Origin of the sequence: Streptomyces sp. NBC_01537 (assembly GCF_045040445.1) — a bacterium.
In the GTDB taxonomy this organism is placed as follows: domain Bacteria; phylum Actinomycetota; class Actinomycetes; order Streptomycetales; family Streptomycetaceae; genus Actinacidiphila.
Window position 1 is genome coordinate 400,362 of record NZ_CP109392.1, and the last position, 15,666, is coordinate 416,027.

Annotated in this window: 12 protein-coding genes, 1 pseudogene and 1 riboswitch; of the genes and pseudogenes, 5 read left to right on the forward strand and 8 right to left on the reverse strand. The window is 71.7% G+C overall.

The genetic code is table 11. The features are described 5' to 3' along the window. Positions 1–86 precede the first annotated feature (86 nt). The 3 genes from OG607_RS02105 to OG607_RS02115 are packed head-to-tail and all read right to left on the reverse strand — an operon-like array spanning position 87 to position 1,713. Positions 87–482: a roadblock/LC7 domain-containing protein gene (locus OG607_RS02105; protein ID WP_405717956.1), complete on the reverse strand. Its 396-nt coding sequence runs from the start codon at positions 480–482 to the stop codon at positions 87–89. 44 nt (positions 483–526) lie between these two features. After that, on the reverse strand, positions 527–1,309 hold the full coding sequence (locus OG607_RS02110; protein WP_405717958.1) for a transcriptional regulator: 783 nt from the start codon (positions 1,307–1,309) through the stop codon (positions 527–529). A 20-nt stretch (positions 1,310–1,329) separates the two neighbouring features. Beyond that, positions 1,330–1,713: a hypothetical protein gene (locus tag OG607_RS02115; protein ID WP_405717960.1), complete on the reverse strand. Its 384-nt coding sequence runs from the start codon at positions 1,711–1,713 to the stop codon at positions 1,330–1,332. A 110-nt stretch (positions 1,714–1,823) separates the two neighbouring features. Between OG607_RS02115 and OG607_RS02120 the strand changes: the two are divergent. Continuing rightward, positions 1,824–3,163 (forward strand): annotated as a pseudogene (locus tag OG607_RS02120) (alpha/beta fold hydrolase). A gap of 34 nt (positions 3,164–3,197) precedes the next feature. Here the strand turns inward: OG607_RS02120 and OG607_RS02125 are convergent. From OG607_RS02125 to OG607_RS02140, 4 genes are all read right to left on the reverse strand, one after another. Then, a complete protein-coding gene (locus tag OG607_RS02125) occupies positions 3,198–5,660 on the reverse strand; it encodes a SpoIIE family protein phosphatase (RefSeq protein ID WP_405717962.1) in 2,463 nt (820 codons plus the stop codon). A gap of 93 nt (positions 5,661–5,753) precedes the next feature. Next, positions 5,754–7,916, reverse strand: coding sequence for a putative bifunctional diguanylate cyclase/phosphodiesterase (locus tag OG607_RS02130; protein ID WP_405717964.1), 2,163 nt, complete (start codon positions 7,914–7,916; stop codon positions 5,754–5,756). Next, the gene (locus OG607_RS02135) at positions 7,913–8,734 is read right to left on the reverse strand and encodes an SAM-dependent methyltransferase (RefSeq protein ID WP_405736480.1); all 822 of its coding nucleotides are present in this window, start codon (positions 8,732–8,734) and stop codon (positions 7,913–7,915) included. Before OG607_RS02135 ends, OG607_RS02130 begins: the two co-directional genes overlap by 4 nt. Before the next feature lie 201 nt (positions 8,735–8,935). Beyond that, a complete protein-coding gene (locus OG607_RS02140; RefSeq protein WP_405717966.1) occupies positions 8,936–10,102 on the reverse strand; it encodes a transglycosylase family protein in 1,167 nt (388 codons plus the stop codon). Between the two features lie 4 nt (positions 10,103–10,106). Then, a riboswitch (cyclic di-AMP (ydaO/yuaA leader) is annotated at positions 10,107–10,293 on the reverse strand. A gap of 356 nt (positions 10,294–10,649) precedes the next feature. Here OG607_RS02140 and OG607_RS02145 point away from each other — a divergent pair. From OG607_RS02145 to OG607_RS02155, 3 genes are read left to right on the forward strand one after another with little or no spacing between them, the layout of a single operon-like run. Further along, entirely contained in the window at positions 10,650–11,888 is a 1,239-nt protein-coding gene (locus OG607_RS02145; RefSeq protein WP_405717969.1) for a cytochrome P450, read from the forward strand. Between the two features lie 24 nt (positions 11,889–11,912). Then, a complete protein-coding gene (locus tag OG607_RS02150) occupies positions 11,913–12,614 on the forward strand; it encodes a ThuA domain-containing protein (RefSeq protein ID WP_405717972.1) in 702 nt (233 codons plus the stop codon). A gap of 51 nt (positions 12,615–12,665) precedes the next feature. Then, positions 12,666–13,676: an aldo/keto reductase gene (locus OG607_RS02155; RefSeq protein WP_405717974.1), complete on the forward strand. Its 1,011-nt coding sequence runs from the start codon at positions 12,666–12,668 to the stop codon at positions 13,674–13,676. 10 nt (positions 13,677–13,686) lie between these two features. On the opposite strand, the gene OG607_RS02160 is transcribed toward OG607_RS02155, so the two are convergent. After that, on the reverse strand, positions 13,687–14,454 hold the full coding sequence (locus tag OG607_RS02160) for an SDR family NAD(P)-dependent oxidoreductase (protein WP_405717975.1): 768 nt from the start codon (positions 14,452–14,454) through the stop codon (positions 13,687–13,689). Positions 14,455–14,549: 95 nt separating this feature from the next. Here OG607_RS02160 and OG607_RS02165 point away from each other — a divergent pair, with 95 nt between their 5' ends. Next, positions 14,550–15,203 carry an NAD(P)-dependent oxidoreductase gene (locus tag OG607_RS02165; RefSeq protein ID WP_405717978.1) on the forward strand — a complete coding sequence of 218 codons (654 nt, stop codon included), beginning with the start codon at positions 14,550–14,552 and terminating at the stop codon, positions 15,201–15,203. Positions 15,204–15,666: the final 463 nt, after the last annotated feature.

Genomic DNA, 15,666 nt, shown 5'->3' on the forward strand with positions numbered 1-15,666 from the left:
CAGGGTCTCGCTTCCTTTCCGTTGCCTTGCTGGTTGCCGGGCGCCGGCCGTTCCGCGGCCGCGTCCGGTGCTTGGTGGTTGTGGAGTCATTTCCGCTCCTGTTGGTCGGGCGCGGCGTCGACCAGGTCGCCGATGCGCCCGCTGGATCGTCGGGCCTCCAAATGGAGGCGGCCCACGTTGGTGTCGGGGCCCGCCACGACGGTCAGGGTGGCGGTCCGGCCCGCCGCGTACGTCGCCACGTAACCGAGGTCGCCGCGGGCCATCAGCTCGCGGAAGCCGCCCTGGCCGGTGGCGTCGGTGAGCCGGGTACCGACGCCCAGCGCCGCGGCGGTGAGCGCCGCGACGCCGTCCGGTTCGATGCCGCTGGTGTCATGGGCGATCACCAGCCCGTCGGTGCTGGCCACGAGGCCGCCGGTGAGATGCGGCACTCTGGCGCGCAGGCTGCGGAGCTCGGCGAGCACCTCGGGCTCCACGGTGGTCATGGGCAGTCTCCTTCCGGCAAGCTGTCTGAGAGTCCGCCGCACGCTCACAGTGCCTCCAGTGCGTCGCGGAGCCGGATCAGCAGGGAGATGTCGGGGGCCGTCGTCTGCGGCAGCCGGTCCTGCGCGGACCGCTGGGCGGTCGGTACGGCGGTGCGCTGCCGGGGCGTCTCGATGAGACCGGCCGCGGCCAGGCGGCGTACGTCGAGCACGGTGGTGAAGGCCGAGCGGCCGAGCAGCCAGGCGATCTGGGCCGGGGTCCGCGAGCCGTCGGCCAGTTCCAGTACGTCGCGCTGGCTGCGGGTCGGACCGGTGCCGTGCCCGCTGTGCGCGTCGCCGCCCGGGCGGGGCACCACCGGCTCCTCGTCGGAGGCGGGCCATGGCCAGACCCGGTCGAGCAGCGCCCGTCTGCGGCCGGCCTCGCGCCGCAGGACCTCGGCCCGCACGGGTCTGACGGGGCCGAGCCAGTGGGAGGCGCCGCTGAGGAAGCGGGTCGGCCGGGACTCCGGGAGCAGGGTGAAGTAGCCGGCGTCGAACACCGCTCCCAGGTGGCACAGTTCGAGCTCGCCGCGGGTCAGGCAGCCGTGCTCGACGAGGAACCCGCCCACCCGCCGGTCGCGTCCGGCCTCGGCGACGGCCCGGCGCCACACCTCCGGGTCCAGTCGTCCGCAGGCGATGAGCCGGACGCCGAGATCGGGCGCCGAGGGGCTCTCGACATGGACCACGACGCCGTCACAGAGGTAGACCACGCCCGCCCGGCCGTACAGGGCGCCGGTGGCGTGGTCGTCGGCAAGCTCCACCAGGGCCGTGTCGAAGCGACGGGCCGTCATATCTCTCACGCCTGGGGCGGTCATACCAGCACCAGCCGGTCGGCCAGGGCCTGGAGACGGAACCGGGCGACCGCGAGGTTGGCCTCACCCCGGTCCAGCCAGAGGTACAGGAACACGCTGCTCTCGAAGGAGGTGTCGACGAACCGCATGAGGTGGTAGCCGCCGCTTCCGGTGATGATGATGTCCTCGACGGGGACCTTGCCGGTCTGTGTCGTGGTGAACGACCCGCCGTCCACCACCGCCCGGACCACTTCGGTGGTCTCCACGGCCGCGACCTCGTGGTCGCCGTCCGGGCCCTCCCCCGCGGTGCCCAGGACGAGCCCGCTGGTCCAGTCGACCAGGCTCGCTCCGCGCACGCCGGGGATGGCCATGGCCTCGGTCAGGCACTCGTCAATTCCGGGCACGCGGATATCCCCTTCGCCACCACGTTCGGTAGGTTGGCTGGCACAGAACGTTAGCAACGGGGCGCCGGTCCGAGGCACTTGTGGCAATTTCCCCCGTCACGTGCCCAGTTCTGCACTATGCTCCGCGCGGCACACAGTCAATCGACAGGAACTCCCCCTTCCGGTCAGCCATTTGCGGAAGGATCTGCAGCGTTCCGACCACGGCGCAGTCCACGGCGGCCGCGCGCCCGTCCGTCGCCTGGACGGCCTGCAGCACCACGTCGCACCAGGGCCCGCTGGTGGTCAACCCCGGCGGCCCCGGGGGCAACGGGCTGACGCTCGCCGGAGTCGTGGCCTCCTCGCTGCCGGCGGCGGTCGCCGCGCAGTACGACGTCATCGGCTTCGACCCGCGCGGGGTCGGCAAGAGCACTCCCGCGCTCGACTGCGTGCCCGGATACTTCGACCCGGTCCGCCCGGACCCCGTACCGCACTCCAAGGCCGAGGAGGCGGTCAGCGTCAAGCGCGCGGCCTCCTTCGCCAAGGCCTTCGGCACGAAGTACAAGTCCCTGCTGAAGTACATCGACACCGTCAGCGCGCTGCGGGACATCGTCGATCCGCGCTGCGCTGGGCGCGAAGAAGCTCAACTACCTCGGTTACTCGTACGGGACCTACCTCGGGGCGGTCTACGCCAAGCTCTTCCCCGAGCGCGTACGGCGGTTGGTGCTGGACAGCATCGTCGATCCGACGGGGGTCTGGTACGACGACAACATCGACCAGGACTACGCGTTCGACGCCCGCCACAAGGCGTTCATGGCCTGGGTCGCCAAGTACGACTCCACGTATCACCTCGGCACCGACCCGGCGAAGATCGAGAACGTCTGGTACGCGGTCCACGAGAAGCTGCGGACCCACCCGGCCGGCGGCGAGGCTACTACAACGGCTACTGGCCCTATCTGGCGGCGGGTTTCGCCGCGTACGTCAACAGCGGCGACGAGGCCGCGCTGGTCTCGCTGTACGAGGACTTCGCGGCCGTCGACGCCGGCGGCGACAACGGCTTCAGCATCTACGCCACCGTCCAGTGCCGGGACGCCAAGTGGCCCCGGGACTGGAAGACCTGGCACCGGGACACCGAGAAGGTGTACGCGAAGGCGCCGTTCCTGGCCTGGAACAACGCCTGGCACAACGCGCCGTGCGCCTTCTGGCCGACCAGCTCGCTCAAGCCGGTCGACGTGTCCAACAGCAAGCTGCCGCCGGTGCTGCTCTTCCAGGCCACCGACGACGCGGCCACCCCGTACAGCGGCGGCGTCACCGTGCACAGGCTGCTCAAGCGCTCCAGCCTGGTCGTCGAGCGGCGGACGCCACCTGCCAGAAGCTGCCCGATCCGGAGCCGCTGACGGCCACGGCGGCCGCGAGGACCGCCAAGGCGGCGGGCACGACCTCGCTGCACGCGCTGCTCGGCGCGCAGCGCTGACAGCGCCTGGACCCGGGGAACTTCCCGTCGCCGCTCACAGGACGACGGGAAGTTCCTGTTCGGCCCAGATGGTCTTGCCCCGGGAGGACTGCCGGGTCCCCCAGGCCCGGCAGAGCTGGGCGACCAGGAGCAGCCCGCGTCCGCCTTCGTCGAAGGCCCTGGCCCGGCGCAGGTGGGGGGCGGTGTTGCTGCCGTCGGAGACCTCGCAGATGAGGGTGCGGTCGTGGATGAGCCGCAGCTGGATGGGAGCCTCGCCGTAGCGGATGGCGTTGGTGACCAGCTCGCTGACCACCAGCTCCGTGGTGAACTGGGCCTCCTCAAGGCCCCAGGCGGCCAACTGCCCGGCGGCCGCCTTGCGGGCGTCGGCGACGACGGAGGGCTCGGCGGGCAGGTCCCAGGTGGCCACCTGGGAGCGGTCGAGCACCCGGGTACGGGCCACCAGCAGGGCGACGTCGTCGGTGGGACGGTCCGGCAGCAGGGAGGCCAGGATCCGCTCGACGGTCGCCTCCAGGGTCGGGTCCGGGCGCCCGAGGACGTCGCTCAGCACGGCGAGCCCCTGGTCGAGGTCCCGGTCCCGGGCCTCGACCAGTCCATTGGTGTAGAGCACCAGCAGGCTGCCCTCCGCCACCTCCACCTCGGTGGACTCGAACGGCAGGCCGCCCAGGCCGAGCGGCGGCCCGGCCGGCAGGTCCAGGAACCGCACTTCGCGCCCGGCCCCGCCGGGACTGACCACCACCGGTACGGGATGCCCGGCGCGGGCGGCGGTGCAGGTGCCGGACACCGGGTCGTAGACCGCGTACAGACAGGTGGCGCCGCCCATGCCGGCGACGGTCCCGTCCCCGTCCTCCTCCTCGGTGGCGGCCTTGGCGACCAGGTCGTCGAGGTGGGTGAGCAGCTCGTCGGGCGGCAGGTCGACGTCGGCCAGGGTGCGCACGGCGGTGCGCAGCCGGCCCATGGCGGCGGCGGCCTGGATGCCGTGGCCGACGATGTCCCCGGCGACCAGGCCGACCCGGGCACCGGACAGCGCGATCACGTCGAACCAGTCTCCGCCGACGCCGGCGGCCGAACCGGCCGGAAGGTAGCGGGAGGCCACCTCGACGGCCATCTGCCGGGGCGTGCCCTGCGGGAGCAGGCTGCGCTGGAGGGTCAGGGCGGTGGCCCGCTCGCGGGTGTAGCGGCAGGCGTTGTCGATGCACAGGGCGGCCCGGGCGGCGATCTCCGAGGCGAGCACGATGTCGTCCTGCCCGAAGGGCTCGGGACTGCGGTGCCGGGCGAGGACGAGTACGCCGAGCAGGGTGCCGCGGGCCCGCATCGGCACGGCCATCACCGAGTGCGTCCCGAATCCCTCGACCCGCTGCCGCCCGCCGACGATCTCGGAGGAGATCCAGCTCTGCACGGCCGGGTCGTCGAGCCGCTGCACGACGGGCCGGCCGGTGGCCAGGGCGACGGCGGGCGGGGAGTGGGGCGGGCGGGCCGCGACACTGGCCACGGCGACCGTCGCCTCGGGGGTGCCCTCGTACACCGAGTGGTGGGCGAGCCTGCGCAGCAGCACCGATTCCGGCTGCGTCCCGAGGTTGGGTTCCGCGCCCCGGTAGACGCTCTCCAGCAGGTCGACGCTGGCGTAGTCGGCCAGGGTGGGCACGACGACCTCGACGACCTCCTGCGCGGTCCGCTCGACGTCCAGGGCGGTCCCGATGCGCAGCCCGGCGTCGTTGAGCAGCTGGAGTCGTTTCCTGGCCCAGTACTGCTCGGTCATGTCGTGGGCGGACAGGCATACGCCGCGCAGGGCGCCGTCGGGGTCCCTGAGCGGGCCAAGGAAGACGTTCCAGGCTCGTTCGCCGCTGTCGCCGGGCCTGCGCCGCTGGTTCTCGACGTAGCGGGGCTCGCCGTCGGCGAGCACGCCGGCCATGGCGCGCTCGGTCCGGACGCTGTGGGGGTGGTCCACGATCTCGGAGACCCGCAGGCCGCGCATGTCGTCCTCGGTCAGGGCCATGGCGCGCTCCATGCCCTGGTTGGCCCGCCGCAGCCGCAGGCCGGTGTCGTACAGGGCCATGGCGCAGCACGGGGACTGGACGAAGGCCAGGCGGGCCAGGTCCTCGTCCCCGGGGCGGGGGTCGGCGCCGTCGAGCGGCGACAGCAGCAGCCACTCGCCGGTGCCGCCGTCACCGTCGCCGTCCCCGATGTGGTGGTGGGCCAGGAGGCGGACCTGAAGGCGGCGGCCGTCGCGGTGCAGCAGCCCCACGGTGCCGTTCCAGCGCTGGAGGCCGGCGAGGGCGCTGCGTACGTCCCCGATCCCGGTTTCGGTCGATGTCCCGGCGAGGAGCGCGGCGGCCGGGAGGCCGACCACGTCCTCGGCCCGGTGGCCCAGCAGGAGCCGGGCCCCCTCGCTCCAGCCGGTGACCGTGCCGTCGTCGTCGACGGTGACGCGGGCCGTGCGCGCCTCGTCGACGAGGTCGTCCGGCGGGACGCCGCCGGTCGCGTCGTTGCGGTTGTTCATTGGCGTTCACCCTGTTCCCCATCCTTCCCGTTCGGCACGGCCGGAACCGGAGGAATGGGGAACTTCGGGACGAACCAGTCGGCCGACGGCCGCTCAGGCGCTGCCCGCGTCGACCAGGGACAGCGCGTGCAGCCGGTCGGGCGGGCCGGGGCGGGCGTAGTACCAGCCCTGGGCGGTGTCGCAGCCGAGGACGCGCAGGTGCTCGGCCTGGAGCCCGGTCTCGACGCCCTCGACGGTGACGGACAGGCCGAGGGTGTGGGCGAGCTGGACGATGCCGTCGACGATCTTGACGTCGACGGGGTCGACCGGCTGGTGCTGCATGCCGAGGGTGAAGGAGCGGTCCAGCTTCAGGGTGGTGATGGGGAGTTGGCGCAGCGAGGCGAGGTTGGAGTAGCCGGTGCCGAAGTCGTCCAGCGCGATGTCCATGCCGAGTTCGGCGAACTGCCGCAGCGGGCGCAGCAGTTCCTCGTCGGCGCCGATCAGGGCGCTCTCGGTGATCTCCAGGCAGATGGCGGAGGGTTCGAGCCCGGCCTCGGCCAGTGCCGCCACGGTCTCGCGGACCAGGGCGGGATGGTGCAGCTGGGAGGGCGAGAGGTTGACGTTGACCCGCAGCGGGGGGCCGTCGGCGTGCAGCAGCTGCCAGTCGTGGGCCTGCTGGGCGGCCTGGGCCAGCACCCAGCGGCCCAGCGGCACGATCAGGCCGGTGCTCTCGGCCAGCGGGATGAAGCGGTCCGGGCCGAGCCTGCCGTGCACCGGGTGGTGCCATCGGACCAGGGCCTCGGCGCCTCGTACGCTGCCGTCGGAGAGCCGGACCAGGGGCTGGTACTCGACGAAGAACTCGCCGCGCTCCAGGGCGGTCGGCAGCCGGTTGGTGAGCCCGTGCCGGGTGATGGCGCGGGCGTCGGCGTCCGGGTCGGCCAGCGCGGAGCGGTTTCCGCCGGCGGCCTTGGCGCGGTACATGGTGATGTCGGCGCTGCGCAGCACCTCGGCCGGGCCGAGCGCGCCGGCCGGGCCCTCGACGATGCCGATGCTGCAGCGTACGGACAGATCCCGGCCGTCGACGCTGATCGGCTCGGCTAGCGCGGTGTGGATGAGCTCCGCCAGTGCGGCGACCTCGTTGCGGTCCGCCGGGTCGACGATCAGCGCGACGAACTCGTCGCCGCCGATCCGGGCCACCAGCTGACCGGGCGAGGTGACGCAGGCCTGCAGCCGTTCCGCGACGGCCACCAGCAGCAGGTCGCCGGTGGCGTGGCCGAGGCTGTCGTTGACGTCCTTGAAGCCGTCGAGGTCGAGATAGCACAGGCCGAGCCGGACGGCGCCGGAGCCGCTCCCGTCGGCGGGGTCGAGGGCCTCCTCCAGGCGCTCGAAGAACAGGGTGCGGTTGGCGAGGCCGGTGAGCGCGTCGTGGGTGGCCTCGTAGCGCAGCCGTTCGCGCAGCAGGCGCTGCTCGGTGATGTCCTCTATCAGGGCCAGCATGTACCGCGGGGCACCGGCGGCGTCGCGCAGCAGCGAGACCGTGAGGTTGGTCCACAGCACCGTGCCGTCGGGGCGCAGATAGGGCTTCTCGATGCTGTAGTGGTCGAGTTCGCCGCGGGCCACCCGGCCCTGCATCTCCCAGGTGCCGGGACCGTCGTCGGGGTGGACCCATTCGTTGACGTTGCGGCTGCGCACGGTCTGCTCCAGCCCGCCGAACATCTGGGTGAGGGCGTCGTTGACCTCAAGTATGTTGCCGTCCATGTCGGCGATGCCGATGCCGATCGAGGCTCCCTCGAAGACCGCCCGGAAGCGGGCCTCGCTCTCGTACAGCGCCTGCTCGGCCTCGGTGCGGGCGGCCATGGCCGCGCGGGAGATGGCCTCCTGCTCGAAGAGGGTGCGCTCGCGCAGGGCGCTCGCGAAGCCGGCGGCCGTCCAGTGCTGGAGGCGGGCGCAGTGGGCGCGGGCCTCGTCGGTGGGGACGGTGTCGCCCGGCGGGCAGTAGAGCAGCAGGTACGCGTCGATGACGCCGAGGATCCGGGGCAGCGCCTCGGGGTCGGTGCAGTGCGCGGCGACCAGCGCGGCTCCGACCCCGACGGCGGGTCTGGGGTCGAAGGGGCGGGCCCGCAGCGCGTCACTGAGGTCCTGGGCGAGCGGGACCAGGTACTGCTCGAACTCCGCGCGGGTCATCGAGGTGGCGGTGGCCGGGTAGATCGCGCGGCTCCAGATGGCCGCGAAGCGGCGGAGGCCGTCGGCTCCGTCGTCGGCCTGTCCGGCTCTCACGCCTTGCGCCCGACGCCCGCGAAACCGGTGTAGATGGCAGGATCGGCTTCCTCGTCGCCGCCGTCCGCGGGGTCCGGGCGCCACAGCGGCATCGGGCCCAGTCCCGGGTCGACCATCTCGAAGCCGTCGAAGAACCGTTCCACCTCGGCCCGCGAGCGCATGATCAGCGGTGAGCCGATGTTGCGGTAGACGCCCTCCACCCGGTCGCCCTGCTCCGGCCGGCGGGGGCCGCCGTCGACGGAGGCGTGGGTGAGGATCAGCAGGCTGCCGGGGGCCAGCGCGTCGCGCAGTTCGGCGACTGCCTTGCGCGGCTCGTCGGCGTCCTCCAGGAAGTGCAGTACGGCGATGAGCAGCAGGGCCACCGGCCGGCCGAGGTCGAGCAGGCGGCCCACCGGCTCACTGCCGAGGATGTCGCGGGGCTTGCGCAGATCGGCGGCGAGGATGTCGGCGCTGCCGTTGCCCCCAAGGACCGCCCGGCTGTGCGCGACGGCGACCGGGTCGTGGTCGACGTAGACGACATGGGCGCCGGGGCTGGCGGCCTGCGCGACCTCGTGGACGTTGCCGAAGGTGGGAATGCCGGAGCCGATGTCGAGGAACTGGGTGACGCCCTGGTCCACCGCGTATCTGACGGCGCGGCGCATGAACGCCCGGTTGGCCTGCATGATTTTCGGCAGTCCCGGAAAGACCTCTATCGCCTGCCGCCCCGCCTCGCGGTCGACCTCGAAGTTGTGCGAACCGCCCAGGTAGTAGTCGTAGATGCGGGACACGCTCGGCACCGAGATGTCGATGCCTTGCGGGGCCCAGGCGGGACGCTCCACCATCTGTGTCTCCAGCTCGTCAGGCGTACGGCGGCAGTTGATGTGATGAGGCTACTGATCGCCAGTTCGAGAAGGAACAACAACCGGAAATATGAGGTCCGTTTCGGTCACAGGACAAAGGCAAGTGCCTGTCTCCGCCGCCGCGGTGACAGGCACTTGCCTTGGGACTGCCGTTCTGAGATCGGCTCAGGTCAGCTTGTGTCAGATGCTGACGCCGTGGGCGCGCAGGTACGCCAGCGGGTCGATGTCCGAGCCGTAGTTCGGGGTGGTGCGGATCTCGAAGTGCAGGTGCGGGCCGGTGACGTTGCCGGTCGCGCCCGACAGACCGAGCTGCTGGCCCACGGACACGCTCTGGCCGGCCGAGACCGAGATCACGGACAGGTGCGCGTACTGCGCGTACTTGCCGTCGGCGAGCTTGATGACGACCTGGTTGCCGTACGCGCCGCCCCAGCCTGCGGAGACGACGGTGGCGTTGGCGACGGCCTTGACCTTGGTGCCGGTGCCGACGACGAAGTCCTGGCCGGTGTGGTAACCGCTGGCCCACATGGAGCCGGCGGTGTGGTAGGCGGTGCCCAGGACGGCGCCGTCGACCGGACGAGTGTAGCCGGAGGAGGTGCTCTGGGCGGAGGCGGAGGACTTCGTGGTCGAAGTCGTCGAGGTGGAGGACTTCGCGGCCGAGGAGGCCGCCTTCTTCTGCGCCGCGGCCTTCTGACCGAGGGTCAGCACCTGGTTCGGGTAGATCAGGTTCGGGTTGCCGCCGATGACGCTCTTGTTGGCGGCGTACAGCTTCTGCCAGCCACCGGTGACGTCGTGGTCGTCGGCGATCCCGGCGAGGGTGTCACCGCTGACCACCTTGTAGGTCGCACCCGTGCTCTTCGAGGAAGAGGCCGCGGACGACGAGGTCTTGGTGGTGGCCTTCGGCGTGCTCTTCGCGGTGGTCGTGGTGGTGGTCTTCGTGGCGGCGGCCGCGGAACCCGACGTGTCGGCCATGGCCTTGGTCAGACCGGCCTTGGGGCCGCACACGGGCCAGGCGCCCGGGCCCTGGACGGCCAGGACCTTCTCGGCGATGGCGATCTGCTGCGCCTTGGTGGCGAGGTCGGCGCGTGCCGCGTACTTCAGGCCGCCGAACTCGGCCCAGGTGCTCTGCGTGAACTGCAGGCCGCCGTAGAAGCCATTGCCCGTGTTGATACTCCAGTTATTGGTGCTCTCGCACGCGGCGACCTTGTCCCAGGTGCTCACAGAGGCCGCGTGGGCGCCGGTGGCGCCGACCATCGGCAGCGCGATGGCCGCACCGGTCGTGCCGGCGGCGACGCCGAATCGGGTGAGACGGCTTGAACGGACGCGACGGTGCTTTCCCTTTGCGGGCATGCAGAATTCCTCTCCGACGCCTGCGAGGTAAGCTGTCGGGTTCGGGCTGGAGATGCCCGGCCGCGGGCACACCGAATTACCGTCGGTGCGCAGCGACTTAACCCCTAGCCGTGCCATGACCTCATGGAACGGCGATTACCTGGGTCCCCCGCTCCTGCCGTAAGTGCTAAAGGTTCCGGCTCTCGGACGGCGGCAGGATTAGGCGTTCCGCCCGACAGAATCCCGCGGGTATTTGACCTGCGGGACTGTGAAGCTAAACGACGGTGTCGCGCATGAGCAAGGCGCTCAAACATAGGATCAAGAAAGCCGCAACTGGGGATGAGAATTCGATGACTTTCGGTGAGACGTGTCCGCTCTGCGTACACAAAACACTGACTGTCCGTAACTTGTCCGTTTTATGGAGTCACCCGGCGGGCTCGAAATGGACGCACGGTGACAGCGGAACTCCGCACGGTATTTCACCAGTGACGCCCGTCACGCATGGGCGATTTGTCCCTAACTGCTCCGATGCCGCATGGAAAGCGGCTCCGCGGTGCATGTTTTGTGCATGACGATTTCGCAACCTCCGCTGATTCTCGACCCCGCCGGAACCGACATTCACGCGGAAGGCAGCCGTTTACGGGAACGTGGCCCCGTCACCCGCGTCGAACTGCCCGGCGCGATCCAAGCCTGGTCGGTGACCGGCCAGGAGGAACTCAAGCAGTTGCTGACCGACCCCCGCGTCTCCAAGGACGCCCGGCAGCACTGGCCGGCCTTTATCAAGGGCGAGATCCCGCAGGACTGGCCGCTGTTCGTCTGGGTCGCGGTCACCAGCATGCTCACCGCCTACGGCAGCAGCCACCGCAGGCTGCGCAGGCTGGTCGCCCCGGCTTTCACCGCCCGCCGTACCGCCGCCCTGCGGCCCCGGATCGAGGCGATCGCGGGCGGGCTCCTGGACGAGCTGGCCGCCACCCCCGACGGACAGCCGGCCGACCTGCGGGCCGGATACGCCTATCCGATCCCGATCCAGGTGATCAGCGAGCTGATGGGCGTCCCGGAGAACCTGCGCCCGGGCCTGCGCACCTGCGTGGACCGGGGCTTCGACACCTCGATCACCCCCGAGGAGTCACTGGCGAACTACCACCGGATGTACGCGATCCTCAACGAGCTGGCGGCCCTGCGGCGGGCCGAGCCCGGCGACGACATGACCAGCGCGCTGATCGCCGCGCGCGACACCGAAGACGGGGCGGACGGCTCCGCGCTGAGCGAGTCCGAGCTGCTCGACACCATGCTGCTGATCATCGCCGCCGGGCACGAGACCACCGTCAATCTCATCGACAACGCCGTCCACGCCCTGCTCACCCACCCCGCACAGCTGGAGCTGGTCCGCTCCGGCCGGGTCACCTGGGGCGACGTCATCGAGGAGACCCTGCGCACCGAGGCACCGCTGGCCCACCTGCCGCTGCGCTACGCGGTGGAGGACATCGAGGCGGGCGGGGTCACGATCGCCAGGGGCGACCCGATCCTCGCCTCGTACGCCGCCGCCGGGCGCGACCCGCGACGACACGGCGAGGACGCCGACAGCTTCGACGTCACCCGGCCCGGCAAGGAGCACCTGGCCTTCGGCCACGGCGTGCACTTCTGCCTCGGCGCGCCGCTGGCCCGGCTGGAGGCGGAGATCGCACTGCCGGCCCTGTTCGAGCGGTTCCCCGGCCTCGCCCTGGCCGTCCCGCCGGAGGAACTGGAGCCGGTCAGCTCCTTCATCTCCCACGGCCACCGCGCGCTGCCCTGCGTCTGGCCACGATAGAAAGCGTCTTCTACTGTGTGGGCCATGATCTCTCCGCCTTCAGCCCGGATCATGGTCTTCACGCGGACAACCGCCTACCGCCACGACTCCATCCCCGACGGGATCGCGGCGCTGCGCTCCCTCGGCGACGCGAACGGCTTCGCCGTCGAGGCCACCGAGGACCCCGACGTCCTCGCCGACGGCCTCGCGGCGGGCCCGGACGTGTACCGGACCGTGGTCTTCCTCTCCACCAGCGGCGACGTCCTCACGCCCGCGGGCCGCAAGGTCCTGACGGAGTACACCGGTTCGGGCGGCGGCTTCATGGGGGTGCACGCCGCCGCCTGCACCGAGTACGACTGGCCGTACTACGGCGACCTGCTCGGCGCCCGCTTCGCCCGCCACCCCGACCTCCAGCCGGGCGTGGTCACCGTCGAGGACCACGCCCACCCCGCCACCGAGCACCTGGGCCCGCGCTGGCCGTTCACCGACGAGTGGTACGACTTCCGGGCCAGCCCCCGGGGTTCGGTGCGGGTGCTCGCGTCCGCCGACGAATCCTCCTACCAGGGCGGCGGCATGGGCGCCGACCACCCCCTGGTGTGGTGCCGCGAGAGCGACACCCCCGGCGGCGGCCGGGTCTTCTACACCGCGCTGGGCCACTCCCGGCAGTCGTACGCCGATCCGGACTTCCGCCGTCACCTGCTGGGCGGGCTGCGCTACGTGATGGATTCAGCCGGGCGCGGCCTGTAGCCTCCCAATCCCGCACATTTTCTTTCACAGCACGTACCCAGGAGCCCTCGCGTGAGCTACCTCGCGGCCGAAGACCGATACGACTCCATGGAATACCGCCGCTGCGGCCTCAGCGGCGTCCGCCTCCCGGCCGTATCGCTCGGCCTCTGGCACAACTTCGGCGACACCGCTCCCCTGGAGACCCAGCGCGCCGTCCTGCGCCGCGCCGTCGACCGGGGCGTGGTCCACCTCGACCTCGCCAACAACTACGGCCCGCCCTACGGCTCCGCCGAGGCCAACTTCGGCACCCTGTTCCGCGACGACCTGCGCCCCTACCGCGACGAGCTGTTCATCGCCACCAAGGCAGGCTACGACATGTGGCCGGGCCCGTACGGCGAATGGGGATCCCGCAAGTACCTGCTCGCCAGCCTCGACCAGTCGCTCGGCCGCATGGGCCTGGACTACGTCGACGTCTTCTACTCCCACCGCTTCGACCCGGACACCCCGCTCGAAGAGACCATGGGCGCCCTGGACACCGCCGTACGCCAGGGCAAGGCCCTGTACGCCGGAATCTCCAACTACCCCGCCGACCAGCACCGCCGGGCCGCGGAGATCCTGCGCGAGCTGGGCACCCCGCTGCTGATCCACCAGTCCGCGTACAGCATGCTCAACCGCGGCCTGGAGGCCGGCGTCCTGGACGCCATCGGCGAGACCGGCACCAGCCTGATCGCCTTCTCCCCGCTCGCCCAGGGACTGCTGACGGACCGTTATCTGCGTGGCGAGGTGCCTGCCGACTCACGGATGGCGGTCGGCCACTTCCTCAAGCGCGACGCCCTCAGCGAGCAGCGGCTCACCATGCTCCGCGACCTCAACAAGATCGCCGAGCAGCGCGGCCAGACCCTCGCCCAGCTCGCCCTGGCCTGGGTGCTGCGCGACCCCCGGGTGGTGTCGGTCCTGATCGGCGCGAGCAGCGTGTCCCAGCTGGACCAGAACCTCGCCGCGATCGAGTCCGCGCCGCTCACCGCGGGCGAGCTCGCGGAGATCGACCGCATCTCGGAAGCCGGCGGGGTCGAGATCCCGTAGGCGTTCCCGCCTACTGGTTGTAGCGCCGTCCCGAGCGGGCCGAGATCCGGTTGGACAGCCCGCGCGGGATGGCCTTGCTCAGGCCCACCAGCGCCTTGTACTTGACGTCGGGCACGCTGACCCCGACGCCGCGCCGGAAGTCCCGGACCGCGGCGGCGACCAGCGTGTCCGCGTCGAGCCACATGAAGTCCGGCACGGCGGCCTTGTCCATCTTCGAGCGCTCGTGGAACTCGGTGTGCACCCAGCCGGGGCACAGGGCCATGACGTGGACGCCCCCGCTTCGGCCCGCGATGTCCTGCTGGACGCTCTCGCTGAAGTTGACGACCCAGATCTTGGTCGCGCTGTACGTGCCCCGCGAGAAGAAGGCGGCGACCGACGCGACGTTGATCACCCCGCCCCGGTCCCGTTCGATCATGCCGGGCAGCGCGGCGTGGGTGAGCCGCAGCACCGCCTCGCAGTGCACCTTGAGCATGTCCAGCTCGTCGGCCAGCGCCGTCTCCAGGAACTTGCCGTGCTGGCCGAACCCCGCGTTGTTCACCAACAGGTCGACGCCCTCCGCCGCCCGGATCTCGGCGGCGGTGATCCCCTCCTCCGTCGCGAGGTCCGCCGGGAGGATCTCCACGGTCACCCCGTGCGCAGCGCGGTACTCCTCGGCGGCCTTCGCCAGCCGGGCGGCGTCACGGGCCAGCAGGACGAGGTCGAAGCCGTCGGCGGCGAGCCTGCGCGCGAACGCCGCGCCGATTCCGGCAGTCGCGCCGGTGACGAGAGCTGTGGGCATGGCCGGAGCGTACCGGTTCCGCACCGGTTCGTACGGCGCCCCGTCCGGGGGCGCTCGCGTGGCGCGGCCCGGCACGGTCGTGTCGGATGGGCCCCATGGCCGAGATCGCCCTGTTCGGTGCCAACGGCACCATCGGCAGCCGCGTTCTGCGCGAGGCGCTGGACCGCGGCCACCGCGTCACCGCCGTCGTCCGCGACCCCGGCAAGCTCATCGCCGGCCCGCACGCCAACCTGGCCGTCGTCGCCGGTGACGTCCTCGACCCCGGGTCGGTCGCGGCCGCCGCCCGAGGCCATGACGTACTCCTCAGCGCGGTCGGCGGCGGCGACGGCCCCGGCCACCTCGCCACGATCGAGCCCGCCGCGCGCTCCCTGGTACGGGCGCTGCGCTCGCTGGGCAGCGCGGCGCCGCGCCTTATCGCCGTTGGCGGCGCGGGCTCGCTGCGCATGCCGGACGGCAAGCGGGTGTGGGACTCCCCCGGACTGCCGGAGTTCGTGCTGCAGATGATGCACGCTCACGGCGACGCGCTCGACTACTACCGCACGGTGCGGGACGTTGGGTGGACCGTCGTCAGCCCCGCCGCCGCCGTCGAGCCGGGTGAGCGGACGGGTGCGTACCGCACCGCGCTGGACGACCTCGTCGTGGGGGCGGACGGCGCGAGCTTCATCACGGCGGAGGACTTCGCGGTCGCGGTGGTGGATGAGGTCGAGGTGGCCCGGCATGCCGGGGAGCGGTTCGCCGTCGGTACGTGAGCGGACCGAGTGCCCGGCGTTCTTGCGGTGCCGTCGGTCGGGGCTGCTGGTTCCGTCCTCAATCGCCGGACGGGCGTCGCGGACGGTGCCGCCTGCGCCGGTGCGGTTTGGGTGCCCCCGGTCGGGGTTGGTGGTTCCGTCCTCAATCGCCGGACGGGCTGGGTTGGCCGTGGGGTCGGGGGCGCCTGCCGGGGTCTCTCTCCTCGGCGCTCGCGACTCTGGTCGGCCTTGTCCTTGCCCGGGGCCCTCGCTCGTCGCCTGCGGGAGAACCCCTCCACCGCCCCCGCCCGGCCGGAAGGGCATCCTCAGCCCGTCCGGGCCTGAGGACCCGTACCCTCACCGGCCGGTGGCCGCCAACCGGCCGAAGGGGACGGTGGAGGGATGCGCCCGGAAGCGACGAGCGAGGATCCCGGGCACCAACCAGGCCGACCCAAGTCGCGAGCGCTGAGGACGCAGTCCCGGC

Bases quoted from the DNA above. Each gene is read 5' to 3' on its own strand.
- OG607_RS02105 (WP_405717956.1), bottom strand. From the start codon at position 482: ATGACCACCGTGGAGCCCGAGGTGCTCGCCGAGCTCCGCAGCCTGCGC.
- OG607_RS02110 (WP_405717958.1), bottom strand. From the start codon at position 1,309: ATGACGGCCCGTCGCTTCGACACGGCCCTGGTGGAGCTTGCCGACGAC.
- OG607_RS02125 (WP_405717962.1), bottom strand. From the start codon at position 5,660: ATGAACAACCGCAACGACGCGACCGGCGGCGTCCCGCCGGACGACCTC.
- OG607_RS02140 (WP_405717966.1), bottom strand. From the start codon at position 10,102: ATGCCCGCAAAGGGAAAGCACCGTCGCGTCCGTTCAAGCCGTCTCACC.
- OG607_RS02145 (WP_405717969.1), top strand. From the start codon at position 10,650: ATGACGATTTCGCAACCTCCGCTGATTCTCGACCCCGCCGGAACCGAC.
- OG607_RS02150 (WP_405717972.1), top strand. From the start codon at position 11,913: ATGATCTCTCCGCCTTCAGCCCGGATCATGGTCTTCACGCGGACAACC.
- OG607_RS02160 (WP_405717975.1), bottom strand. From the start codon at position 14,454: ATGCCCACAGCTCTCGTCACCGGCGCGACTGCCGGAATCGGCGCGGCG.
- OG607_RS02165 (WP_405717978.1), top strand. From the start codon at position 14,550: ATGGCCGAGATCGCCCTGTTCGGTGCCAACGGCACCATCGGCAGCCGC.